19 protein-coding genes are annotated in these 22,275 nt (G+C 59.3%); 11 read left to right on the top strand and 8 right to left on the bottom strand.

Annotated elements, in window-relative coordinates; all coding sequences use genetic code 11:
• The first annotated feature begins 160 nt into the window (after positions 1-160).
• The 5 genes from ppa to RGM2987_RS12655 all read left to right on the top strand — a co-directional run bounded on the left by ppa (position 161) and on the right by RGM2987_RS12655 (position 5,318).
• Positions 161-688, top strand: coding sequence for an inorganic diphosphatase (gene ppa, locus RGM2987_RS12675; RefSeq protein ID WP_003205933.1), 528 nt, complete (start codon positions 161-163; stop codon positions 686-688).
• A 195-nt stretch (positions 689-883) separates the two neighbouring features.
• Positions 884-1,615 carry a helix-turn-helix transcriptional regulator gene (locus tag RGM2987_RS12670; RefSeq protein ID WP_245141516.1) on the top strand — a complete coding sequence of 244 codons (732 nt, stop codon included), beginning with the start codon at positions 884-886 and terminating at the stop codon, positions 1,613-1,615.
• A gap of 527 nt (positions 1,616-2,142) precedes the next feature.
• Positions 2,143-2,913: an HNH endonuclease gene (locus tag RGM2987_RS12665; RefSeq protein ID WP_245141514.1), complete on the top strand. Its 771-nt coding sequence runs from the start codon at positions 2,143-2,145 to the stop codon at positions 2,911-2,913.
• Positions 2,914-3,038: 125 nt separating this feature from the next.
• A complete protein-coding gene (locus tag RGM2987_RS12660; protein ID WP_245141512.1) occupies positions 3,039-3,422 on the top strand; it encodes a nucleotide pyrophosphohydrolase in 384 nt (127 codons plus the stop codon).
• Positions 3,423-3,446: 24 nt separating this feature from the next.
• Positions 3,447-5,318, top strand: a complete 1,872-nt coding sequence (locus tag RGM2987_RS12655) for a DUF2075 domain-containing protein (protein ID WP_245141510.1) — start codon at positions 3,447-3,449, stop codon at positions 5,316-5,318.
• Between the two features lie 145 nt (positions 5,319-5,463).
• Here the strand turns inward: RGM2987_RS12655 and RGM2987_RS12650 are convergent, their stop codons facing one another.
• The 4 genes from RGM2987_RS12650 to RGM2987_RS12635 all read right to left on the bottom strand — a co-directional run bounded on the left by RGM2987_RS12650 (position 5,464) and on the right by RGM2987_RS12635 (position 12,015).
• Positions 5,464-5,823, bottom strand: a complete 360-nt coding sequence (locus tag RGM2987_RS12650) for a DUF6124 family protein (RefSeq protein WP_245141508.1) — start codon at positions 5,821-5,823, stop codon at positions 5,464-5,466.
• 545 nt (positions 5,824-6,368) lie between these two features.
• On the bottom strand, positions 6,369-6,779 hold the full coding sequence (locus RGM2987_RS12645) for a hypothetical protein (protein WP_245141506.1): 411 nt from the start codon (positions 6,777-6,779) through the stop codon (positions 6,369-6,371).
• Complete coding sequence (locus RGM2987_RS12640) at positions 6,776-11,641, bottom strand: RHS repeat-associated core domain-containing protein (protein WP_245141503.1); 4,866 nt, start codon at positions 11,639-11,641, stop codon at positions 6,776-6,778. The genes RGM2987_RS12645 and RGM2987_RS12640 overlap by 4 nt, the downstream gene beginning before the upstream one ends.
• 185 nt (positions 11,642-11,826) lie before the next feature.
• Complete coding sequence (locus RGM2987_RS12635) at positions 11,827-12,015, bottom strand: hypothetical protein (RefSeq protein WP_245141540.1); 189 nt, start codon at positions 12,013-12,015, stop codon at positions 11,827-11,829.
• Positions 12,016-12,639: 624 nt separating this feature from the next.
• On the opposite strand from RGM2987_RS12635, the gene RGM2987_RS12630 reads away from it, so the two are divergent.
• The 6 genes from RGM2987_RS12630 to RGM2987_RS12605 all read left to right on the top strand — a co-directional run bounded on the left by RGM2987_RS12630 (position 12,640) and on the right by RGM2987_RS12605 (position 18,580).
• Positions 12,640-13,263, top strand: a complete 624-nt coding sequence (locus RGM2987_RS12630; RefSeq protein ID WP_245141501.1) for a CDP-alcohol phosphatidyltransferase family protein — start codon at positions 12,640-12,642, stop codon at positions 13,261-13,263.
• Positions 13,264-13,274: 11 nt separating this feature from the next.
• Positions 13,275-15,032, top strand: a complete 1,758-nt coding sequence (locus tag RGM2987_RS12625) for a bifunctional alpha/beta hydrolase/class I SAM-dependent methyltransferase (protein WP_245141499.1) — start codon at positions 13,275-13,277, stop codon at positions 15,030-15,032.
• A complete protein-coding gene (locus RGM2987_RS12620) occupies positions 15,032-16,369 on the top strand; it encodes a phosphatase PAP2/dual specificity phosphatase family protein (RefSeq protein WP_245141496.1) in 1,338 nt (445 codons plus the stop codon). Before RGM2987_RS12625 ends, RGM2987_RS12620 begins: the two co-directional genes overlap by 1 nt.
• Positions 16,359-16,814 (top strand): hypothetical protein, encoded by a 456-nt coding sequence (locus RGM2987_RS12615; protein ID WP_245141494.1) that lies wholly within the window; start codon positions 16,359-16,361, stop codon positions 16,812-16,814. Before RGM2987_RS12620 ends, RGM2987_RS12615 begins: the two co-directional genes overlap by 11 nt.
• Before the next feature lie 211 nt (positions 16,815-17,025).
• On the top strand, positions 17,026-17,646 hold the full coding sequence (locus tag RGM2987_RS12610; protein WP_245141492.1) for a lysophospholipid acyltransferase family protein: 621 nt from the start codon (positions 17,026-17,028) through the stop codon (positions 17,644-17,646).
• 1 nt (position 17,647) lies between these two features.
• Positions 17,648-18,580, top strand: coding sequence for a phosphatidate cytidylyltransferase (locus RGM2987_RS12605; protein ID WP_245141489.1), 933 nt, complete (start codon positions 17,648-17,650; stop codon positions 18,578-18,580).
• Between the two features lie 222 nt (positions 18,581-18,802).
• On the opposite strand, the gene RGM2987_RS12600 is transcribed toward RGM2987_RS12605, so the two are convergent.
• From RGM2987_RS12600 to RGM2987_RS12585, 4 genes are all read right to left on the bottom strand, one after another.
• Positions 18,803-19,669 carry an MBL fold metallo-hydrolase gene (locus RGM2987_RS12600; RefSeq protein WP_245141487.1) on the bottom strand — a complete coding sequence of 289 codons (867 nt, stop codon included), beginning with the start codon at positions 19,667-19,669 and terminating at the stop codon, positions 18,803-18,805.
• A 266-nt stretch (positions 19,670-19,935) separates the two neighbouring features.
• Positions 19,936-21,093, bottom strand: coding sequence for a glutathionylspermidine synthase family protein (locus RGM2987_RS12595; protein ID WP_245141485.1), 1,158 nt, complete (start codon positions 21,091-21,093; stop codon positions 19,936-19,938).
• 11 nt (positions 21,094-21,104) lie between these two features.
• On the bottom strand, positions 21,105-21,818 hold the full coding sequence (locus RGM2987_RS12590) for a DUF1190 domain-containing protein (protein WP_245141482.1): 714 nt from the start codon (positions 21,816-21,818) through the stop codon (positions 21,105-21,107).
• A gap of 18 nt (positions 21,819-21,836) precedes the next feature.
• Complete coding sequence (locus RGM2987_RS12585; protein ID WP_245141480.1) at positions 21,837-22,265, bottom strand: DUF350 domain-containing protein; 429 nt, start codon at positions 22,263-22,265, stop codon at positions 21,837-21,839.
• Positions 22,266-22,275 lie beyond the last annotated feature (10 nt).

Below are 22,275 nucleotides of genomic sequence, written 5' to 3'. Positions count from 1 at the left end.
CGAGCCAGTTTTCAACGCTGCATGATCGTTGCGCAGGCACTTTACGTACAAAGCCTAAGACTTTGGCACCGTGGCATCGACGGGCAAATATGCCTATAATCGCCGCCACTTTTTGGTCAATCCGACCTGTCATTTGGTCAACTAACGGGGGCACCGCCCAATGAGCTACAGCAAGATTCCGGCTGGCAAAGACCTGCCGAACGACATCTACGTCGCGATCGAAATCCCGGCCAACCACGCCCCGATCAAATACGAAATCGACAAAGACAGCGATTGCCTGTTCGTTGACCGTTTCATGGCCACCCCCATGTTCTACCCGGCCAACTACGGTTACATCCCCAACACCCTGGCCGACGACGGTGACCCCCTCGACGTGCTGGTCGTGACCCCTTACCCGGTTGCCCCAGGCTCGGTCATCCGCGCCCGTCCAGTCGGCATCCTGAACATGACCGACGACGGCGGCGGCGATGCCAAAGTCATCGCAGTACCACACGACAAACTGTCGCAACTGTATGTTGATGTGAAGGAATACACCGACCTGCCGCCGCTGCTGATCCAGCAGATCGAGCACTTCTTCGCGAACTACAAAGATCTCGAAAAAGGCAAGTGGGTCAAGATCGAAGGCTGGGCCGGCGCAGACGCCGCCCGCGAAGCCATCACCAAGTCGGTTGCCGCTTACAAAGGCTGAAACCGAACTTAAAGAAAACCCCGGTTTGCCCCGGGGTTTTTTTATGTCTTAATGAAGCTTAATACTTGCTCGTATTAATACCGTTTACCAGCGTTTACCTCGCTCATTTCAATTCCTGCAAACGGAAAAATCGTCTTATAAATATGAACGACATGTTTATTGCCGAAAACACACTCGTCTCTAAACTTCCCGTTTATGAAAAAGATCTCCAGTGGCGACCGCTTCAGAGCCCTTCTTAAAGAAGCCCATATCCGTTCCGCCGACTTCGCGAAGTTGTACGGAGTGAAATCCCAACACGTGAACAACTGGTTCAACCGTGGCATCCCGCCGGGGCGCATCCACACCATCGCCAGCCTGCTGACCGTCAGCCCGCAATGGCTCGCCACCGGCGAAGGCCCCCAAACCCCACTGGGCCTCGGCCCCGGCACCACCTACGACGCCGCCGAAGTCCAGGGCGTCTACACCGTGCCGGAAACCACGGACATCGAACTGCCCTACTACAAGGAAGCCCCCATCGCCCCCGGCGAAACCAAGACCCACGTCATCGAAATCCCCGACCAATCCATCCGCCTGCCCCGCAGCCACCTCGACTCTCTGGAAATAAACCCCAGCGACGCCATCTGCACCACCATGGTCGGCGACAGCATGGCCGACCGCATCGAAGACGGCTCCACCCTCGCCATCGACCGCGGCCTGACCCAAGTCATCGACGGCCAGATCTACGCCCTCGAACACGACGGCATGCTGCGCATCAAATACCTGCACCGCATCCCCGGCAACCGCCTGCGCCTACGCAGCCACAACAACACCGCCTACCCGGACGAAGTCTTCAGCGTCGAACAGATCGAAGCACAGAACATCCGCGTCATCGGCTGGGTCTTCTGGTGGTCCACCCTGACCAAACAACGCCCACCGGTGTTCGACTAACCCAAACCTGGAAAATGACAGAAGAGCTCCCTGCCAAGAAAACCCCGTGGCGAGGGAGCTTGCTCCCGCTGGGCTGCAAAGCAGCCCCACTCTTTTTTCATAATGCTAACCCAATGATTCAACACAACTTCCACTGGGATTTTGCCAAAAACCCACGTATCCTCCGCCCCACATTTGCGAGCCCACGCCTCGCACCGACAAGGCAGACCACTCTCTGACCAAGTCCCACAGCCGGCCGCAAGAGCCGGGTGTACGTTTTGAAGGCTGGTGAGGTTTGTCAAAAACGAACTGAGTCAGTCAACGAGAAGCCGGCCATAAGCCGGCTTTTTAATGCCCGGAAATCCTATTCCCAGTCAAAACTCCACCTGGTAGCCAAGCTACGCTCGTAATGGCAGTCCACTTTATCCTCTCGGCGTAGGTAGTTCGAACGCCGCATGATTCCCAAACGCCACTAGAAGGGAATATTCTTACGGCTTATCGCGCTGTTTCCTACAGCGAAACGGGAACCCTACGGATAGCCCCCCTCCATGCCCTCTTCACCTGCCAGTAATCAATCCAATCCCCCTTGGAGCCGCGACGAGCTAGTCCTTGCCCTGAACCTATACCTGCTCCATCGCAATGGTTTGCCCGGCGTGAATCATCCGGAAGTCCGAGCCTTATCAGAGAGTCTTAATCTCATCGGTAATGCTACCGGAGCGAGTAAGAACCAGAGTTTCCGTAACACGAATGGTGTTTACATGAAGCTCAACAATTTTCGTCGTTGGGACCCGACCTATACGAATACCGGCCGCATAGGTCTCGCGAAGGGCAATAAAGATGAAGAGTTGGTATGGCTCGAATTTGCAAATAATCCCGAGCACCTCGCAGCAATTGTGGCGGCCATTAAGGCAAATGTCAGCACCACGTCCACTAGGCTGCCTGTAGATTTAAGCGCGGAGGAAGAACCGGGCTTTTTCGAAGCAGAAGAAGGGAAAGTGTTGACCCGCGTACACCGTGTTCGGGAGAGAGATAAAAAACTCGTCAAACGAAAAAAAGATGAAGCCCTCAAAAAGCACGGAGCCCTCCAGTGCGAAGCCTGTGGCTTCAACTTCAGCGAAACATACGGTCCGGACATCGAAGGCGTTATCGACGTACACCACACTAAGCCACTGCATACGCTCCAACCCGGCGATAAAACCAAGCTCACAGACCTGGCTTTACTGTGTGCCAATTGTCATCGCGTAGTGCATTCACGCCGTAAGTGGCTGAGCGTGGCAGAGGTCAAGGATCGTTACCAAGCAGCCACAAACAAAGCTTGAGCCGGCCAAGTGTCGAGGGATACCCGCAGAAAACCCGCTTCGCCAAAAGAAAACTCTTACAATCCAACCCTAGGTTTCTGACAAGGCTGTTGTCAGGTTTCTTGCGACATACGAGAGGCAAGCTTGTGACCAAAGCAGATGGCACATCCGAAGAATTAATCAATGTGGAAAAGCTTGCAGCGTCGCTTCAACGCTTTGCAGATGACCGCGACTGGCAGCAGTTCCACTCGCCTAAAAACCTTCTACTGGCCCTGACGGGCGAGATGGGTGAGCTTTGCGAAATTTTCCAATGGATGAGCGAAGCCGACTCAGTGGCTGCCGCTAAGCACCCCTCGACCGCCCAAGCTGTCAAGGACGAGCTGGCCGACGTTCTCATGTATTTGGTCCGTCTGAGCAGCGTGCTCGGGGTCGATCTGAACGAAGCGGTCACAAGCAAGCTCGCTCTGAACGCCCAGAAATACCCCGTCGACAAAGCCAAAAGCACCAGCAAAAAGTACGACCAACTCTGACGCCTCGTGCTCTAAGGATTTCTTGTGATCGTTTACGCTGCGACAAAACAGCAGTTCTTGAAAGACAACGATAACGACGACATTGAAGAAGTGATTCTTCGGCATTTCACAGAGGCCACTGGCAAGAAGGTGGGCGCGTCAGAGATCAGGTCATGGCAAGGATCCTTGACCTATATGGCCAAGGTGCTTCGAGATGATGACTTGCCCAACGATGCGGGGCTGGCCATTGAGTTGCATATCCCGCAGTCCTCGAAACGCATCGATTTTTTGCTTACCGGTCGCGATGAGAACCAAGCAAAAAAAGCTGTTTTGATCGAACTGAAGCAATGGAGCAAGGCAACTGCAACCGCCAAGGATGCGATTGTTAAAACGGCGTTGGGCGGAGGCCTCGTTGAAACCATTCACCCGTCATACCAAGTTTGGTCATACGCAGCGCTGCTGGAAGGCTTCAACGAAGCGGTTTACGACAAAAGTATCGAAGTTCGTTCCTGTGCCTACCTGCATAATTATGTCAGTGATGGCGTCATCGATTCCGCTCACTACGAAGCACATACCCGTAAGGCACCATTGTTTCTCAAAGGTCCTGATGAGCTAACGAAGTTACGAAACTTCCTAAAGCAGCACATCACCCACGGGGACAACAAAGAGGTCCTTTATGAGCTGTCGAACGGAAAAATTCGACCCTCCAAAGCCCTAGCAGAGGCGCTTGGCGGGCTGATGAAAGGCAAACCTGAGTTCGTATTGATTGACGATCAGAAGGAAATCTTCGAGTCAGCGCTTGTTGCGGCAAGCGAGGCGTCCATAGCGGCGCCAAAGGTCTTGATCATTGAAGGCGGCCCAGGAACCGGGAAGACTGTTTTGGCAATCAACTTGCTAGTGAGGCTTACCGAGTTAAAGCTGCTGAGTAAATACGTTTCGAAAAATGCCGCGCCCCGCAAGGTGTACGAAAGCAAGCTGGTAGGTTCGATCAAGCGTAGCCATTTCTCCAATTTCTTTTCCGGGTCTGGGGCATTTATCGAAACCGAACCCAACACGTTTGATGCTCTCATCGTTGACGAAGCCCACAGGCTCAACGAGAAAAGCGGTCTTTATGGAAACCTCGGCGAGAATCAAATCAAGGAACTGATCAACTCAGCAAAATGCTCGATTTTCTTTATCGACGAAGATCAGCGCGTGACCTTGAGCGATATCGGTAGTAAGCAGGCAATACGCACCTTCGCCAAAGAAAAAGGCGCAACTGTGGAAGAGTATTCGCTGTCTTCCCAATTTCGCTGCAGCGGTTCCGATGGTTATCTGGCGTGGCTGGATGACGTGTTAGCTATTCGACCAACCGCCAACCCCCTACTCGATACCAACGGGTACGAGTTCAAAGTGTTCAGCTCCCCCCAGGCTATGCACGCTGCCATCGAGCAGAAAAACCATGGAAATAAAGCTCGTGTTGTCGCAGGGTACTGCTGGCCTTGGCTCAGTAAAAAAGATCCCAAGGCATCCGATATCGTGATCGGCGACAACTACGCTCGCCAGTGGAACCTGGATCAGGACGGAAGCCTGTGGATTATCGCGGAGAACTCCATCGAACAGGTTGGCTGCATCCACACCTGCCAAGGGCTGGAAGTTGATTATGTAGGTGTGATCATCGGACCGGACTTGATCGCTCGTGAAGGGAAAGTGCTGACATCGCCACACAAGCGAGACAAAAACGACAAATCGATTCGTGGCTGGAAAAAATTGATGAAAGAACAGCCTGACTTCGCTCAGAAGGAGACAGATCTAATCATCAAAAACACCTATCGGACGTTGATGACCCGGGGGATGAAAGGCTGCTATCTGTACTGTACCGATCAGGAGACGGCCCAATACTTTGAAAGTCGGCTTGCCGAGTACAGCAACGACTGACTTCGTACGGTTTCGCCTTGACTACAACCTATGTCAGGCAAGCTGCCGCACAGATCTCGGGACTCGTCTGCTCCGAGCTCTCAGACACAAAAAAGGTCTTGCATCGCAAGACCTTTTTTCACCTTTGGGGCTGTAGCGTGCCCTATTACCTCACTTCAACAATATCCAAAGCCCGATTCGCCAACAGCTCACTCAACTCAACCACCTGCTGAATCCCCAACGCCACATGCCGCCTTGAACCTTCAAGATCGGACGCCAGATCTCCGATCATTGCATTCGCCGAAGCGAGGTTTTCACTGAGGGTGACAAGCAAGCATTCGGAATCCACATCAGAAGCGATGCGATAGATGGTGTTGGGGTTGTCGGACGTTTCTTTTTTCGGCTTGGGATTCAGGTAGTAATCCAAGGTCCGAGTTGCGGCTTCATCAAACTTTTTGTTACGGGCCGATTGGGCGCGGGAGACGGTTTCGTCTGTTGTCGGGGGGGTCGGTGTAATTTTGACCATGCTAAAGCTCCTAGAGTCTGTTGGGCTGCCACCGTTCGCTGCGAAACGAATTTGGGGTGGCAGCTGTACGCGGGTTCGCAGACCGGGACTCTAGGGACCGGCAGACCCGAAGGTCTCCCACGCACAGCCACCTCTGACGAAATCACAGACATGGGCGATCTGCTTTCGAAGGTGACGTTATGCGCCTATAGAGTCCGGGCTGCGAAACCCGATCACTGATGAGCAGTGACGGGATTCAAGTTACCGAGACGGCCAAAAGCGCACAAGCCGGCGGATTCTGGCGTAGTTGTAGGCAATGGCGCAAGGTGGTGTGGGTCGGGGCTGATCGTAGGACGTCACAATAAACACCGGGCCGAGGTGTGGGGTGTCATGTCGTCAAAAGTCGATTTTGACGACACGTTATTGGGATATGTCGTTGGTGGCGACATGAGATTTGAGAGCGGTGGGGACAGATATATCGCTATCGCGAGCAGGCTCGCTCCCACAGTGTTCCGGGTTCGCCGCTCATCTCTAGTGGGAGCGAGCCTGCTCGCGATGGCGGTGGGTCAGTTGGCGGGGGGATTGAGCAAGAGAGACTCAGCCCACTCCCTAAAAAACACCTCCTGCTCAGCCGGGTCATTTGTCAGATTGCTATCGTCATAATCAAATATATAAACAATGTCATCGAGAGATGGAGAGACCCCCATGCTTAGCTCATATGCTTTTAACCCAAGCGACATCTGTGCCGACATGCCGGATGGATGGACATTCTTTTTGGCGCCCTTGCATAAAAAAATCACGTCCGCATTATCTCGCCGAAGATTCGCAAAGCATTTATAAAAATTTCTATCCATATAAGTTTTTTCAAGACCATCGGTCGAAAGAAAAGTTATAGAAATTTTTTGAGAGTCACATACAAGAAAAGTGTTTACCCTTTCCCCACCTCTAGATATATACACCTCCACCTTAGAAATCATTTTTTGATCTTCCTATTAGGGTTAGGTATGGAGTAGCCAAATTCTTTGCCATTATCAAGTATCAAGGTAGCGCCAAGCACATCCTCATTTTTTATGCGGTCTGGAATCGCAATTTCTTTTTCAGCGCCGAACAAATACGCAGCTCCTAGCTCTTTCTTCAGATCATGCCCTGGTATTTTTTGCAACGTGTACAAATAACCTATTTTCGTATAATTATCTGTAGCAAATTTCTTACCTACATCTCTCGAATAAGAAGTGCTTATATAGTAACTAGGAGGCCAATCACTATCCATGGAGTGCAAAAACAGATCCTTGCTCTTACCTTTGCTTTTAAAACCATTTTCAAAAACATCTTCGAGCTCACGCTCATCACCGCGGTATAGAAAATCCTCTTCTTTTTTAGGAGCAGGTAGCTTAGGTTCCGTTTGACCAACAGCTACTTTACCCGCCGGATCCTGCTCCCCAACCGCCGGCTTACACCCACCCTTCCCCGGGCAATCCACCAACCCCAACGGATCCACCCACCCCGTCGGGTTCAGGGTGTACCGGTACCCATTGAGCCCACCCGCCAACTTGCTCGGATCAGGCGTCAAATAGCGCCCAGTCTCGGGATTGTAGTAGCGATGGCGGTTGTAATGCAGGCCACTTTCAGGATCAAAGTATTGGCCCTGAAAGCGCAGCGGTTGTTCCAGTTGTTCGCCGCCGCCGTGGGTTTGCTCGGTGAGTTTGCCGTAGCCGGCGTAGCGGGCTGACCAGACGATCTGGCCGGCGAAGTTGGTCAGCTCCTGGGGTGTGCCCAGGTGGTCGAGGTGGTAGTAGAACGGGCAGGCGTTCAGGCCTTTGCCGTCGAGCATGGCCAGGGGGCGGAAGGTGCCGGGTTCGTAGAGGTAGCTGCGGTGGTGGCGTGGGCTGCTTTCGGCGACGAGTTGGTCGCCTTGCCAGAAAAATTCCGTGGTCAGGCCGTCTACGGTCTTGCTGATGCGTCGGCCGAAGGCGTCGTAGCGGTAGGACGTTTCGCGACCGTCCGGGGTGGTGAGGCCGATCAGTCGGTGCTGGCTGTCGTAGCGGTATTCGGTGACGAGGCTGTGGGCCTTGCCCCGGTGTTCGCGGATCAGGTTGCCGAAGGCGTCGTAGTCGTAGTGCCGGTCGCCGTCCAGCAGCAGGCGGTTGCCCTTGAAGGTGACAGGACCGGGGCGGTCCATCATCAACAGGTTGCCGGCCGGGTCGTGGCCGTAGTGTTCCGGCGGCTCGGTGTGGGAAAAGTCGATGCGGGTCAAGCGATCCCGCTGATCGTACTGGTAGCTGCGTCGGTTTCGGTTGTCGGAAAGGGTTTCGAGGTGGCCCTTGGCGCTGTAGGCATAATCGCGCCAGAACAGCTGCTGCTGGTTTTGCCACACCGTCTGGGCCTTGAGCCGGCCCTGGTCGTCGTAGTCGTATTGGCTGCGCAGCAGGCCCTGCTGGCGCTGTACTTCGCGGCCGCCGCGACTTTGATGGTCGGTGAGTCGGGTGCCGTTGAGGTCGATGGCAGTCAGCGCGCCGCCGGTGGCGTGATGGAAATCGAGTTGGCTGTTATCCGGCAGGCGCAGGTGGTTGAGGCGACCGCAGGCGTCGTAGCGATAACGCAGGGTGCCCCAGCCCTGGTGCTCGCCGATCAGGCGGTCCTGGGCGTCGTATTCAAAGGCCAGTGGGTGATCGGTGCCGTCATCGACCGACACCAGCCGGCCCAGGCCGTCGTAGCGGTACTGAATGACCTGGCCGTCGGGCAGGGTCTTGACCAACAGCCGTCCGGCCGCGTCGCGCTGGTAGCCGGTGACCCGTTGCGTGCCGTCGTCGCCGTGCTCGGTTTTCGCCAGCAGGTGACCATTGAGGTCGTAGGCATAGGCGGTGCGTTGCCCATCGAAGCCGACTTGCAGTCGGATCAGTCCGCCCGGCGTGTAGTCCAGCTGATAGGTTTCGCCGCGTTCGTTTTCGATCTCGGTCAGCAACAGCCGCGCCGAGTCGTAGCGGTACTTGAGCTGCGTGCCGTCGGGGTTGAGGCGGCGCCTGACCAGGTGCAGGTCGTCGGCGTATTCGTAACGGGTGACGCGCCCCAGCTCATCGCGCTCGGCGGTGACCTTGCCGTAGGCGTTGTAGGTCCAGGCCCGGATCGCGCCCGTTGGCGAGGTGGTCTGGAGCAACCGGCCCATGGCGTCCCATTGGTAATGGGTGAGTGCGCCGTGTTCATCCTGGCGACTCAACAAACGCCCCCGGGCGTCGTAGGCAAAAACCCGGCGAGAGCCATCGGGCAGGGTTTCTTCCGTCAACTGGCCGAGGGCATTCCAGCTCAGCCGGTGGAAACTGCCGTCGGGGTGGCAGGTTTCCAACAGTCGGCCTTGCCCGTCGTATTTGTAGAAGGTGACGTGGCCGTCGGGGTCGGTCTGGCGAGTGATGTCGCCCTGGTCGTTGCGCTGGTAGATCCAGGTGGCGTTGCCGCGGGAGCGGGCGTGCAGGAAACCGTTGCGGTATTCGTAGGATGTCGGCACTTCATCCGGCGCAATCAGCGCCACCAGGCGTCCGACATCGTCGTAACGGTATTCGGTGACGGCGCCCAGAGCGTCCTGCTCGGCGATCAACCGGCCCTGGTCGTCATAGGCCTTGAGGTGCTCGCCGCCATCGGGCTCGACCTTGCGCACCAGCCGCGCCCGGTCGTCGTGCGCGTAGATTTCCTGGCTGCCATCCAGGTGCCGGACCGTGACGTGGCCGTCCTCGCCCCAGGTGTAGCGGCTGTCCATCTGCGCGAACGACGCCCAGTGCCGGACACAGCGCGCCGCCGGGCCGGCGCCCTGCCATTCCCAGAAGAAGCTCGCGCCACCGGCCAGTTGCCGCTGGAGGATGACGTGGCGGTCGTCGTAGTCGTAGCGCTCGCTTTCACCGGCGGCGTTGGTCGCCTCGATCAGTCGGAAACGTCCGTCGTAGCGGTAGGACGCCAGTGTTTGTTCGGTACGCCAGGCGTCGTCGTGGGTATTGGCTGGGTGGAAAGTCTGATAGTCGACGGCGATCAGGTGCCGCTGCTCGTAGCGCAGCCGCAGGGCGCGACCGGCGCCGTTGTCCAGGCGGCTGATGTCGCCATGGATGTTGCGCTGAATGGTCAGGCGGTTGTCGTACCGATCACTGAGAGCGGTCAGATGACCGTCGCGAAAGTGTAGGAAAGGTGCCTGGTCGCCGGGCTGGGCGATGATCAGTTCGTCCGGTTCAACGCCCAGGTAGATGGCGGCGCGGGCCAGGCTGTTGTGGATAGCCGGTCGTTGGGTGGTGGGCAACGGAAACGTCGTACGGCGGTTTTCCTGGTCGATCCAGGTGACCTGCTCGCCGTCCAGCAGCAGGCGATGGGCCAGGGCATGGCTCCAGCCGCGTCCGAGCCCGATGTCCAGGTCGGCGGCGCTGGTGCGGTACAAGCGGGTGAAGACGAATGGCAGGCGACCATCGAGGGTGCCGTCTTCCAGGGTCAGCAGTTCTTCGCCGGTGACCATCGACACCGGGCAGCCACTGGTGGCGGTCTGCTCGGCGGTGTCGGCGCTGTCACCGTTGGGGTTTTTCGATTGGGCGGGGGCGTCGTCGTGGGGTTCGTGTTTGCTGAGCTGGGTGGAGCCTCGGGACTTTTCCCGCGCCACAGCAGCGGGGTTGCTGACAGACAGCGCTGGCGCGTGCTCAGGGGTGATGTTCAAAGGTCCGACAGGGGTCGGCTTCAATGGCGCACCCTGGGCACTGACCACCAGCGGTTTCAGCACATCGGCGTGTTGATCGAGCCGGTTAGTGGTGAGCTGTCCCAACCTCTGGCTCGACGCCTGCAACCATTGCCGGGCCCGTCCCGACTGGACTCGATCCAGCACCTTGCCACTCATGCGCACGCCCAGGCCGAGTGCGCCGGTCAAACGAGTCAGTAGGAAATTGATCAGAACCGAGGCGCGTACCCCACCGACAACTTCGGCCAGGTATTGCGGCGGCAGCATCCGCAGCCAACTGGCGAAGGCCGCCATGTGAATGAAGAGCGACGGCTCGTCGCTCAACACCATCAAGCCTTTGGCAATCGCCTCGGTGGAGGCTTTGAGCAGTTGTTCAAGCTCGGCCGGGATCAGGTATTCCAGCAGTTTTTCGCTGTTGGCCTGCAGATCCGCCAACAGCTCGAATACCTGCTTAACGTCGTCCCACAACCCATGCAGGGCCTTTTCAAAACCGCGCCAATCGGCTTGCTGCAACACCCCGTAGCGTTCAAGGAAACCAGCGTCGGAAAATTCGCTCCACAGCGGTTGAAATTCGCCTTCCCACTCCGCCTTCAGCCAGCCCTCCAGTTCGGCAATCACCCCCTGGTAGGACGCATAAAGCGCCTTGACGTGATCGGCTGTGACCTGAGGAAAAAAAGTGATGCGATAGCGATGTCCGCGCCAGCACTCGGGGATTTCCAGGATGCCGCTGGGGCCGATCACGTGATGGACGGGCTCGCCGAACGTCTCCTGCCCCGGCGCGCCTCCAGTCACCGGCTCCAGCATCACCGGCGTGTCGCCGATCGGCACGAAACGCGCCGCCTGAAACATGTGCACCAGCGTCAACGGACCGCCTGCTGGACAGGCCGTTACCGTAGCGCTGATGGGTTCATTCAGATTTTTCGGCGCCGCCAGCGAGACCTCGTTGCCGACCTTGAATACCTGCTCCAGATCCAGCGCCCAGCCGGTCCAGAAACTCTCAGCCCAGGCGTCGTAGTCGTTCAGGCAACTGCGAAAATCCGCCAGCACCGCGTCGACATCCGGCCGCTCGGGATCCATGGCCGCCACCACCAACAGGCCGATGGTGTTGTTCATAGCCAGGTGTTTGTCGCGGACGAACATGCAGGAATCTCGCGTAACGGGACGGACGCGAGACTTTGCCGAGGTTGGCTGAGGAATTAAGTCAGGGAAAGAAGCGGTGGGTGTAGGGCGATTCGGTAAATCGCGGTACGGCCGGAAGGGATTGGGTGCTGTCAGGCTCGCTCCCACAGTTGGCTTGGGGTATGCCGCGCGAGATAGGTCGCCTGTCAGGCCGTCTTCGCGGGCAAGCCCCACAGTTGGATCTGGGTAAGCTCGGAGAAATACACTGTCTGCCAGACCGCCTCGCTTTTGCTCTGGCTTTTGATCTTGAGCGCCCCGTTAACCACAAGGGCCGAACGCAGGCATTGCGTAGTGGGCATCCCGGCATGGATGCCGGGATAGCCGCGCTGGGTCATGGATGACCCTTCGCGGCGGGCCCACGGAGCAATGCCTTCGTTCGGGAACACCGAGCCTAGGCGAGGTGCCCAGTGGTGGGGCACAGCCTTTTTTGCTTACTTTTTTTGGCGTTTGAAAAAAAGTGAGCCGCCGTCAGGGCGGAACCCTAAGTGGCCGTTACCGCAGCAATGGATATGCACCCCGGTCAAAAACCATACAACCTGCCAGGCCGCCATCGCGGGCAGGCTCGCTCCCACAATTGGATCGCAGTACAGCCGGTAGAAATAGTTCGGCTTTCAGGCCGTCTTCGCGGGCAAGCCCGCTCCCACAATGGGATTGGGGCATGGCTGTAAGGGATAGGTCGGCTGTCAGGTCGTCTCGCGAGCAGGCTCGCTCCCACAGTGGATTGAGGTATGGCTGCAAGCGCCAGGTCGGGACTGTCAGGCCGCCTCGCGAGCAAGCTTTGCTCCCACAGAAGGCAGGCCACGGAGGCGGCCAAAGAACGGCTTGTCGAATGAAATTTCCGTCAGCAAATGCCTATTCTCACGCATTCCCGAGAAATTCCCCCCAGCGATCCCTCAACCTGTCGTAATCTCGCAGCTGCACTCCGTTCATCCGAAAAACCGGCCTGAGATTTCGCTCCGATGCCCTCGATCTACCAGCTCAAACCCGCCTTCCAGAACCTGCTGCGGCCTGCCGTCCAGCGGCTTTACGACAATGGCACCACCGCTAACCAGATCACTTTGCTGGCCGGTGTGGTTTCGGTGCTGATCGGTGCGGTGGTTGCCGGGTTTGCCCAGCACCCGTGGGTCTTCGTGCTGGTGCCGATCTGGATGTTCCTGCGCATGGCCTTGAACGCCGTGGATGGCATGCTCGCCCGGGAGTTCGGCCAGCAATCGCATCTGGGCGCGTACCTGAATGAGCTCTGCGATATCATCGCCGACGCGGCCTTGATCCTCCCGTTTGCCCTGATTCCCGATGCCAGTCTGTTGCTGGTGTTGTTGGTTACGCTGTTGGCGTTGTTCAGTGAGTACGCCGGTGTGCTGGGGGCGATGGTCGGGGCTTCGCGGCGTTATGACGGGCCGATGGGCAAGAGTGACCGGGCCTTTGTGTTTGGCGTGTTGGCGACCGGTATTGCCCTGGGCTGGCTCGGGGCGCTGTGGGTCGATGGTGTGATGGCGGTCGTGGCCGCCCTGCTGGTTTATACCTTGGTCAACCGGGTGCGTCAGGGCCTGGACCAGGTGAAGGAAAACGCTCCCTCAGCATAAAGGAACTTGCAATGCGCGAAGCTCAAAACCGGACGTTCACCACCCATGATGGCGTGGAATTGTTCTACCGGCACTGGCCCGCCGTGGCCGAAACCCCAGGCGAACCACGCCAGGCGGTGCTGTTGTTTCACCGTGGTCACGAACACTCCGGGCGCATCGCGCACCTGGTGGATGAGCTGGATTTGCCCGGCTTCGAATTCTTTGCCTGGGACGCACGCGGCCACGGCCAGTCCCCCGGCGAGCGGGGCGACAGCCCGAGTTTCGCCACCAGTGCGCGGGATGTGCAGACTTTCTGCGATCACATCGGCGCAGCGCATCAGATCGACGAGCAAAACATTGCCGTGGTGGCGCAGAGCGTCGGCGCGGTGATTGCGTCTACCTGGGTCCACGACTACGCGCCGCGCATTCGCTCGCTGGTGCTGGCGTCGCCGGCGTTCAAGGTCAAGCTCTATGTGCCGTTCGCCCGGCCGGGGCTGGCGCTGATGCGCAAGTTTCGCGGCAACTTTTTCGTCAACAGTTACGTCAAGGCGAAATTCCTCAGCCATGATCCGGAGCGCGTGGCGTCCTACGACAGCGATCCACTGATCACCAAGGCGATTTCGGTGAACGTGCTGCTGGGCCTGTACGAAGCCGCCGACCGCGTGGTCGCCGACGCCCAGGCGATCCAGGTGCCGACGCAACTGTTGATCTCCGGCTCGGACTTTGTGGTGCATCGCAAACCCCAGGAGCAATTCTTCGAGCGACTGGGCAGCCTGCGCAAAGAAAAGCACATCCTGCCAGGTTTTTTCCACGACACCCTGGGCGAGAAGAACCGTGCACCCGCCATCGCCAGTGCCCGACGCTTCATCCTGCAGAATTTCGAGCGCCCGCTGGAGCGCCCTTCCCTGCTGGACGCTGATCGCATCGGCGCGACCTGCGCCGAGGCCGAGTGCCTGGCGACGCCACTGCCGCACAACTCGTTGCGCGACCTGTACTGGCGCATGACCCGCGCCAGCATGCGTTTCGGCAGCGGCTTGTCGGACGGGGTCAAGCTGGGTTTCGACACCGGGTTCGACTCCGGTAGCACCCTGGATTACGTCTACCGCAACCGCCCCACCGGCACCTCGGCGGTAGGCCGGATGATCGACAAGAATTACCTGAACTCCATCGGCTGGCGCGGCATTCGCCAACGCAAATTGAATGTGGAAGAACTGCTGCGCCTGGCGATGGGCAAGCTGCGCGAAGAGAATCGCGAAGTGCGCATAGTCGACATCGCCGCCGGCCATGGCCGCTACATTCTCGAAGCGCTGCAAGGGGTCAGCCCGTTGCCGGAATCGATCCTGCTACGGGACTACAGCGACATCAACGTGCGGGACGGCAGTGCGCTGATCGTCGAGAAAGGCTTGGGCGAGATCGCACGGTTCGTCAAGGGCGATGCCTTCGACCGCGAGGATCTGGCCGCCCTGGAGCCGAAGCCGACCCTTGCGGTGGTGTCCGGTTTGTATGAGCTGTTTGCCGATAACCAGATGGTCGGCGGCTCGCTCGCCGGTCTGGCGGAAGCAGTAGAGCCAGGCGGGTTCCTGGTCTACACCGGCCAGCCGTGGCATCCGCAACTGGAGCTGATTGCCCGCGCCCTGACCAGCCACCGCGCCGGCCAGGCCTGGGTGATGCGTCGGCGCAGCCAGGCGGAAATGGATCAGTTGGTCGAGGCGGCCGGTTTCCGCAAGATCACCCTGCGGGTCGATGAGTGGGGCATCTTCAGCGTTTCGCTGGCTCAGCGCGTGCAGTAATGAGTGCCGTCATCGCACCGACCCGCGAGCCCGCCCTGCTGAAACCGGCGGTGCTGTGGCTGCTGTTGCTGGCGCCGCTGTTCTTCAGCACCTACGGCTTCGCCACCTGGGTCACCGCCCAGCGTGACGACGTCGGCACGCTGGTGTTCGGCTGGGAAAGCCACATGCCGTTCATGGCCTGGACCATCGTGCCCTATTGGTCGATCGATCTGCTGTACGGCCTGTCCCTGCTGTTGCCCACCAGCCGCGACGAACTCAAGCGCCATGCCCTGCGCTTGCTGACGGCCCAGGTGATTGCGGTCAGTTGCTTTTTGCTCTGGCCGCTGCGTTTTACCTTCCCCCGCCCGGAAATGGACGGGGTGTTCGGTTGGCTGTTCGAGGTGCTGGCGGGGTTCGACAAGCCGTTCAATCAGGCGCCGTCGCTGCACATCGCCTTGCTGGTGATCCTCTGGGTCTGCTATCAGCGGCACCTGCAAGGGTTCTGGCGCTGGCTGATGCACGGCTGGTTCGCGCTGATTGGCGTGTCGGTGCTGACGACTTATCAGCATCACTTCATTGACCTGCCCACCGGTGCGTTGGCCGGTTGGTTGTGTGTCTGGCTGTGGCCGCTGGACCGGCCGAGCCCGCTGCAAAGTGCTCGCCTGACGGCTGACCGCAGCCGCCTGCAATTGGCATTGCGGTATGGTTTGGGCGCTGCGGCGTTGTTCATCCCGGCGTTTGCCTTCGGCGGCGCGTGGCTGTGGTTGATCTGGCCGGCGGTTGCGGTGCTGTGGGTGGCGCTGAACTATCTGTTGTTCGATGCCAGTGGCTTTCAGAAACGTGCCGATGGCCAACTGAGCCCGGCGGTGCGCTGGCTGTTGGCGCCCTATCTCGCCGCGGCCTGGATCAATTCCCGCTGGTGGACGCGTAAGCACCCGCTGCCGGATCACGTGACGGATAACGTCTGGCTGGGGCGGATTCCCACGCCGTTGGAATTGAAGGACAGCGCCTTTACCGGGGTGCTCGATCTGTGTGCCGAAATGTCCATGGACAGTACCGGGATCGCCTATCGATCGTTGCCGGTGCTCGACCTCACCGCGCCGACCGCCGAGCAATGTCTTGAGGCCGCCCGGGCTATCGAGAGCCTGCGTCAACACGGGCCGGTGCTGGTCTGCTGCGCGCTGGGCTATTCGCGTAGCGCCACGGCAGTGCTCGCCTGGTTGCTGCACAGCGGCCGGGCGGCGAGCGTGGACGCGGCGATTGTGCAACTCCAACGCGTTCGCCCGCGTATTGTGTTGCATCAGCCGCACCGTCAGGCGCTGGAGCAACTACGCCAAGGCTATCTCCATGAGCAGTGATATGCAGCTGCACGCCGTGGCGAGCCTACTGCGCCGGGGCCATTCGCTGGATCAGTTCTCCACCGGCCTGACCCTGTTGGCGGCGCTGCTGGGATTAGGTCAGTGGCTGTTGGGTCGGATGGACCCCTGGTTGCTGCTGTTCAGCGCCGTGCTGTTCACCCTGGGCGTACTGCAAAAATACTGGGCGTTGCGCGTGGCGTTCGATGCCGATCTGTTCCAGCGCGTGGCCGACGGCACCCAGCCATTGGCCGAGCGCACAGAGGCATTGGACCGGGCCCTGAGCGCCCTAGGCTTGCAACCGGCCGAGCGTGGCGGTCGACTCTGGACCGAACGCAGCCATGGCGCGTTGCGGCTGTTACGTCGGCAATCGCTGCTGCTGGCCGCGCAAGTTATCTTGACGCTGGGCTTTATCTTGAGCAGCCCCTGGCTAGCCTTCCAGACCTAGTTTTTGCTTAACCAACACCTGAAGACAAATGCTGTTTTTGTGGCGAGGGAGCTTGCTCCCGCTGGAGGGCAAAGCCCTCCCAAATACCCGGTACAACCGGTGACCTCAGGGTGGGGCTACTTCGTAGCCCAGCGGGAGCAAGCTCCCTCGCCACGGTCTGTTCTACTCAAGAAGTGCGTCGCTGTTTAAATTCTCGGGATAAGGAATCCTCATGTTCGAACCCGTGGTCGCCAACCTCATCACCTCCGCCGCCCGCATGGTCACGGGCGCCCGTAGCCTGTGGCTCGGTTGCGCGCCGCAGCCGGTGCAGCGGATCTACTTCGCCAACCACAGCAGCCATGGCGATTTCGTTCTGCTCTGGGCCTCGCTGCCGCCGGCGTTGCGCAAGCTCACCCGCCCGGTGGCCGGGGCCGACTATTGGCAGAAGAGTCCGCTGCGCCGCTACATCATCACCCGGGTGTTCAACGGCGTGCTGGTGGACCGCGAGCGCAAGGATCCTTCCTATAACCCGTTGCAACCGATGCTCGAAGCCCTGGAAAACGGCGACTCGCTGATCATTTTCCCCGAAGGCACGCGCAACCCCGACGAGGGTTTGTTGCCGTTCAAGAGCGGGATCTATCACTTGATGAAAAGCCATCCCGAGGTCGAGGTGATCCCGGTGTGGATCGCGAACCTCAACCGGGTCATGCCCAAGGGCCGGGTGTTGCCTTTGCCGCTGTTGTGCACCACCAGTTTCGGCAAGCCCTTGTGCATCGAAGAGGGTGAAAGCAAAGAGCAATTTCTCGAACGCAGCCGCGCCGCGCTGCTGGCACTGGCCCCGGAGCACGTCTGATATGGATCGATATACCCTGATGTTGTTCGGCGGCATCGGCGCCATTCTGGTGCTGGCTTCGCTGGTCGGTTTCATTCTCAAGCAAAAGACCAAGGGCACGCCGAATTCGGTGATCGATAACCTCAACGCCCGGATCAATGCCTGGTGGGTCATGGTGCTGGTGATCGGCATCGCATTCTGGCTCGGCAACGCGGCGGTGATCCTGTTGTTCTATGCGGTGTCGTTCTACGCCCTGCGGGAATTCATGACCCTGACGCCGACCCGACGCAGTGACTATCCGGCGCTGGTGGCCGCGTTCTACCTGGCGCTGCCGCTGCAATACCTGCTGATCTACTCCGACTGGTACGGGCTGTTTTCGATCTTCATCCCGGTGTACGTGTTCCTGCTGCTGCCGATCCTGGCGTCCCTGGGCGGCGACAGCACGCACTTTCTGGAACGCGCCTCGAAGGTTCAGTGGGGCTTGATGATCGCGGTGTTCTGCATCTCTTTCGTGCCGGCGCTGCTGACGCTGGACATCGCCGGATTCGAGGGCCGCAACCTGCTGCTGATCGCCTATCTGGTGATCGTCGTGCAACTGTCGGATGTGTTGCAGTACGTGTGCGGCAAGTTGTTCGGCAAACACAAGATCGCGCCGAACCTGTCACCGTCGAAAACCGTCGAGGGCTTTGCCGGCGGCATCCTGCTGGCCTCGCTGATCGGCGGCGCGTTGTGGTGGATCACGCCGTTCAATCCGTGGCAGTCATTCCTCATCGCCTTGCTGATCAACCTGCTGGGGTTCGCCGGCGGCATTGTCATGTCGGCGATCAAGCGCGACCGTGGCGTCAAGGATTGGGGGCACATGATCGAAGGCCACGGCGGCATGCTCGACCGCCTGGACTCGGTGTGCTTTGCTGCGCCGATTTTCTTTCATCTGGTTCGGTATTGGTGGACCTGAACACCATCGCAGTTGATGCAACCTGTGGCGAGGGGATTTATCCCCGCTGGGCTGCGAAGCAGCCCCCTATAACGGCCATAGTGGTGTAACTGGCGATTGGTTTTCTGCTTTTCTGGGCTGCTGCGCAGCCCAACGGGGATGAATCCCCTCGCCACAGATAAATCCCCTCGCCACAAAACCCGCGCATGGCCCTTGTTTGGTGGTTATTGGTCCAGTACCAGATTACACCTGCCGGATACTCGAATCCGTCCGCACGGTATTCGCCTGGCCCATCGCCCGTTCCCATTCGCGGGCGTCGTGGCTGCAAAAGATTTCCAGCTTCTGCTCATGGCTGTGGGCCAACTCCCGCAGGCGATTCTGGTTGTGCATCCGCGCCGGGCGGTCGGTGTCCATCATCCATTGATAGAAGCGCATGCCCGGCGGGCAATGGCGTTCGGGTTGGTGGACTTCGTCGTGGAAGAAATACGCGTCGCCGGCGTGCAGCATCCAGCCGTCCGGCGTGCGCAGGGCGATCCCGGCGTGGCCGGCGGTGTGCCCGTGCAGCGGCACCAGGAAGATATCCTCGTCTTCAGCCCCGATCAGTGCCCGCACCGAGTCGAAGCCGAACCAGGTGTCGCCCTCCGGCGCGTAGAACTCCCAACTGTCCACACCTTGCCACTGCCGTGCCTGGAAGCGTCTGCGGGCGATCCAGCTCTCGGCGCAGCGCGCCACCGCCATCTCGTCGCGCATGACATGCACCCGCGCCTGAGGAAAATCCTGGAGCCCGCCGGCATGATCGAAGTCCAGGTGAGTCAGCAGGATGTGCCGCACGTCGTGGGCATCGAAACCCAGGCGCCGGACCTGTTCCAGCGCGGTGAGGCGATGCTCGAACTGGATGTTGTTGAACACCCGGAAGAAGCGACTCAAGCGTTGGGGCGTCTGGATATCCCGCTGGCCGAAGCCGGTGTCCACCAGGATCAGGCCGTTGGTGTCGGTCTCGATCAGCAGGCAGTGGCACACCAGGCACGCCGTCAGCCCTCGGCTGTAGCCATCGAACAACGCCCCGCCCACCGGGCACATACAACCGCAGTTCAGATGGTGGACGCGCATGAATGGCCTCCTTCGCAGGTACGAGTCTCTCTAGAAATCGACTGGGTAGGGAGCGAGGGAATTCCGCAGAAGCGACAGACGGTGAAATATTCCGTGGCGAGGGAGCTTGCTCCCGCTGGGGTGCGAAGCAGCCCCAAAACCAGGCACTGCGGTGTGTCAGGCAAGCCAAATTAAACTTGGAGAGGGGCTGCTGCGCAGCCCAGCGGGAGCAAGCTCCCTCGCCACAAAAGCTGTCTCGCCACAAAAATTTCTGTGCAGCAACCCACTCAATCCAGAATCAAATGCGGCAGGAACCGGCTCGAATCCTTGGTGATCAGGCTGTTGTCTTCCCGTACGCCGATGCCGGCCGCCTGGTCGCCGATGACCCACGAACCGATCAGCGTGTAGCTGTCGCCAAACCGGGGCAGCGGCGCGAATTCCTGGAGGATGAACGGGGCGTCGGTGTACGGGCCGTCTTCCTTGACGATCAAGCCATCGGCAGTCTGCAGCTCAATGTTCGCCCCTTCACGGGAGAAGTACGGCTTGCGTACCCAGCCCTTGGGCACCGCTTTGCCAGGGTCGGTGTCCAGGTGCGCGGCGAGCAGGTTCGGGTGGCCTTTGTTGAGCTCCCACAACAGCGGCAGAATGCCCTTGTTGGAGATGATCGACTTCCACGCCGGCTCGAAGAATTGCGTATCGCTCTGGGCAATCGCCGCGCCGAATGGTTCGTGGAAGATGAACTCCCAGGCGTGCAGCTTGAACAGGTGGGGAATCCAGCGCTCTTGCAGATCGACGAAACGGCCTTCACTGTTCAGGCCAATGTCCTCGATGTCGATGTGCCGCGATTCGATACCGACTTTCTCCGCGATCAGGCGCAAGTAGTCGGTGGTGCCCTTGTCTTCGACCGAGTCTTTCATCGAGGCGAAGTAGAACGGCTGCTTAATCTGCAATTGGGCAAAGGCCTGGTGCAGCTTGGTGTCGATGCTGTTGAACTGGTCGGCATGGGCCGGCAGCAGACCGCGCTCGAGGCATTGCTCCAGCCAGCCCCACTGGAACGCCGCCGCCTCGTACAGGCTGGTCGGCGTGTCGTAGTTGAGTTCCAGCAGCTTGGCCGGGCCGGTGCCGTTGTAGGAGAAGTCCATGCGCCCGTACAGATGCGGGTGGCCTTCGAGCCACGAGCTGCGCACCAGGTCGAAGAACGGCGCGGGAATGCTCAGGCGCTCCAGCAATTCTTCGCTCTGCACCACGCGGGCCACCAGGTCCATGCACATGTCATGGATCTCGGTGGTGGGGTCCTCCAGATCGTCCTCGATCTGCTTGAGCGTGAACTGGTAGTACGCGCTCTCGTCCCAGTAGGGTTCGCCGTCGATGGTATGGAACAGGAAGCCGAGGCTCTCGGCGGTCTGTTTCCAGTCCGGGCGTTCGGCGCAATGGATCTTCTTCATGGCCTCGGTCCTCAGCCGCCGAAGCTGCTGCTGGAACCACCCCAACCGCTGCGGGCGCTGGCCTTGCTGCCAAAACCACCGCGAGAGGTGGACGAGGCGACGGAGATCGACTTGTTGGCGGAGCGAACCGTGTCGGTGTAGCTGCCATAGCGCGCCTGATTCGACTTGGTGAAGGTCGAGCCCTTCTCGACGCGCTGGGCCAGCGTCGAGGACCCGAAGCCGCCGCGATCATCGCGATAACGGTAGACCGGCTCGGAGTAATAGCTGTTGCGGTTGTTGCTCAACATATTGCCGATCAGCAATCCGGTCAGCAGGCTGCCACCGGAGAAACCCGAACCACCGGTGGTCGCTTCCGATGCCGGCAGTTGGGCCGCCGCGGCGTCCACCTCGGACTGCGTGACTTCGCCCTTGGCGGTCAGTTCGAAGCCACCCAGTTTGGGGATGAACTTGCCGGTAGAGTCCTGTTGGCACCAGTCGGCGACGAAGTCGGCATCGCAGTCGGCCTGGTTGTCGTACACCGGGGCAATACGGCGGTGCTCGGCCATGGCGTTCATGAACGCGTCCGAGCAGACATCCACCGGCAGCTTTTCATCGACGCATTGCTGCACCGACTGGAAGTTGTACTTCTTCTGCAACGGGTAGGTTTTTTCCGTTGGCCCGCAACCGGATATCGCCATGGCGACCGACGCAGCCAGCGAGAGCTGAACGTACTTGCTTCGTTTCATCGGGGTCTCCAGGCGCGATCAGTTCGTGGACGGCGTCATGCACGCGGCATTCAACATGCCGACGCTGATGGCCACCGCCGCGATATAGATGCCCGCAGCGATCTCACCCTTCTTGATGCGCTCCGAAGCACCCTTGAGCACCAGGCTGGTCACCAGGAAGGCCAGCAGTTGGACGAACGCGGCAATCACCGCCCAGACCACGAAGTCGAGGATGCTGACCGAGTAGGCAATCACGTTGCTGGCCGGGATGGCGAAACCAATGATCGCACCGCCCAGGGCGATGGCCGCCGCCACATTGCCCGAGCGGATCAGCTCGAATTCCTTGTGCGGCGTAATACGGGTGTAGATGAACTGGAACAGCGCGAACAGCACGGCGGCGCCGAGGATGTACAGAACGAAGCCGAGCACGGCGGGCTTGTTCAGGGAAACGGAGAGCGCTTCAAGCATGGACTTTATC

It is taken from the genome of Pseudomonas sp. RGM2987 (assembly GCF_022952855.1).
GTDB lineage: Bacteria > Pseudomonadota > Gammaproteobacteria > Pseudomonadales > Pseudomonadaceae > Aquipseudomonas.
Note: the sequence above shows the minus strand (reverse complement) of the source record. Positions and strands in the feature narration are given on the sequence as shown.

Bases quoted from the DNA above. Each gene is read 5' to 3' on its own strand.
- RGM2987_RS12590 (WP_245141482.1), bottom strand. From the start codon at position 21,818: ATGAAACGAAGCAAGTACGTTCAGCTCTCGCTGGCTGCGTCGGTCGCC.
- RGM2987_RS12605 (WP_245141489.1), top strand. From the start codon at position 17,648: ATGGATCGATATACCCTGATGTTGTTCGGCGGCATCGGCGCCATTCTG.
- RGM2987_RS12610 (WP_245141492.1), top strand. From the start codon at position 17,026: ATGTTCGAACCCGTGGTCGCCAACCTCATCACCTCCGCCGCCCGCATG.
- RGM2987_RS12625 (WP_245141499.1), top strand. From the start codon at position 13,275: ATGCGCGAAGCTCAAAACCGGACGTTCACCACCCATGATGGCGTGGAA.
- RGM2987_RS12670 (WP_245141516.1), top strand. From the start codon at position 884: ATGAAAAAGATCTCCAGTGGCGACCGCTTCAGAGCCCTTCTTAAAGAA.
- RGM2987_RS12630 (WP_245141501.1), top strand. From the start codon at position 12,640: ATGCCCTCGATCTACCAGCTCAAACCCGCCTTCCAGAACCTGCTGCGG.
- RGM2987_RS12665 (WP_245141514.1), top strand. From the start codon at position 2,143: ATGCCCTCTTCACCTGCCAGTAATCAATCCAATCCCCCTTGGAGCCGC.
- RGM2987_RS12635 (WP_245141540.1), bottom strand. From the start codon at position 12,015: ATGACCCAGCGCGGCTATCCCGGCATCCATGCCGGGATGCCCACTACG.
- RGM2987_RS12615 (WP_245141494.1), top strand. From the start codon at position 16,359: ATGAGCAGTGATATGCAGCTGCACGCCGTGGCGAGCCTACTGCGCCGG.
- ppa (WP_003205933.1), top strand. From the start codon at position 161: ATGAGCTACAGCAAGATTCCGGCTGGCAAAGACCTGCCGAACGACATC.
- RGM2987_RS12620 (WP_245141496.1), top strand. From the start codon at position 15,032: ATGAGTGCCGTCATCGCACCGACCCGCGAGCCCGCCCTGCTGAAACCG.
- RGM2987_RS12640 (WP_245141503.1), bottom strand. From the start codon at position 11,641: ATGTTCGTCCGCGACAAACACCTGGCTATGAACAACACCATCGGCCTG.
- RGM2987_RS12585 (WP_245141480.1), bottom strand. From the start codon at position 22,265: ATGCTTGAAGCGCTCTCCGTTTCCCTGAACAAGCCCGCCGTGCTCGGC.
- RGM2987_RS12645 (WP_245141506.1), bottom strand. From the start codon at position 6,779: ATGATTTCTAAGGTGGAGGTGTATATATCTAGAGGTGGGGAAAGGGTA.
- RGM2987_RS12600 (WP_245141487.1), bottom strand. From the start codon at position 19,669: ATGCGCGTCCACCATCTGAACTGCGGTTGTATGTGCCCGGTGGGCGGG.
- RGM2987_RS12595 (WP_245141485.1), bottom strand. From the start codon at position 21,093: ATGAAGAAGATCCATTGCGCCGAACGCCCGGACTGGAAACAGACCGCC.
- RGM2987_RS12650 (WP_245141508.1), bottom strand. From the start codon at position 5,823: ATGGTCAAAATTACACCGACCCCCCCGACAACAGACGAAACCGTCTCC.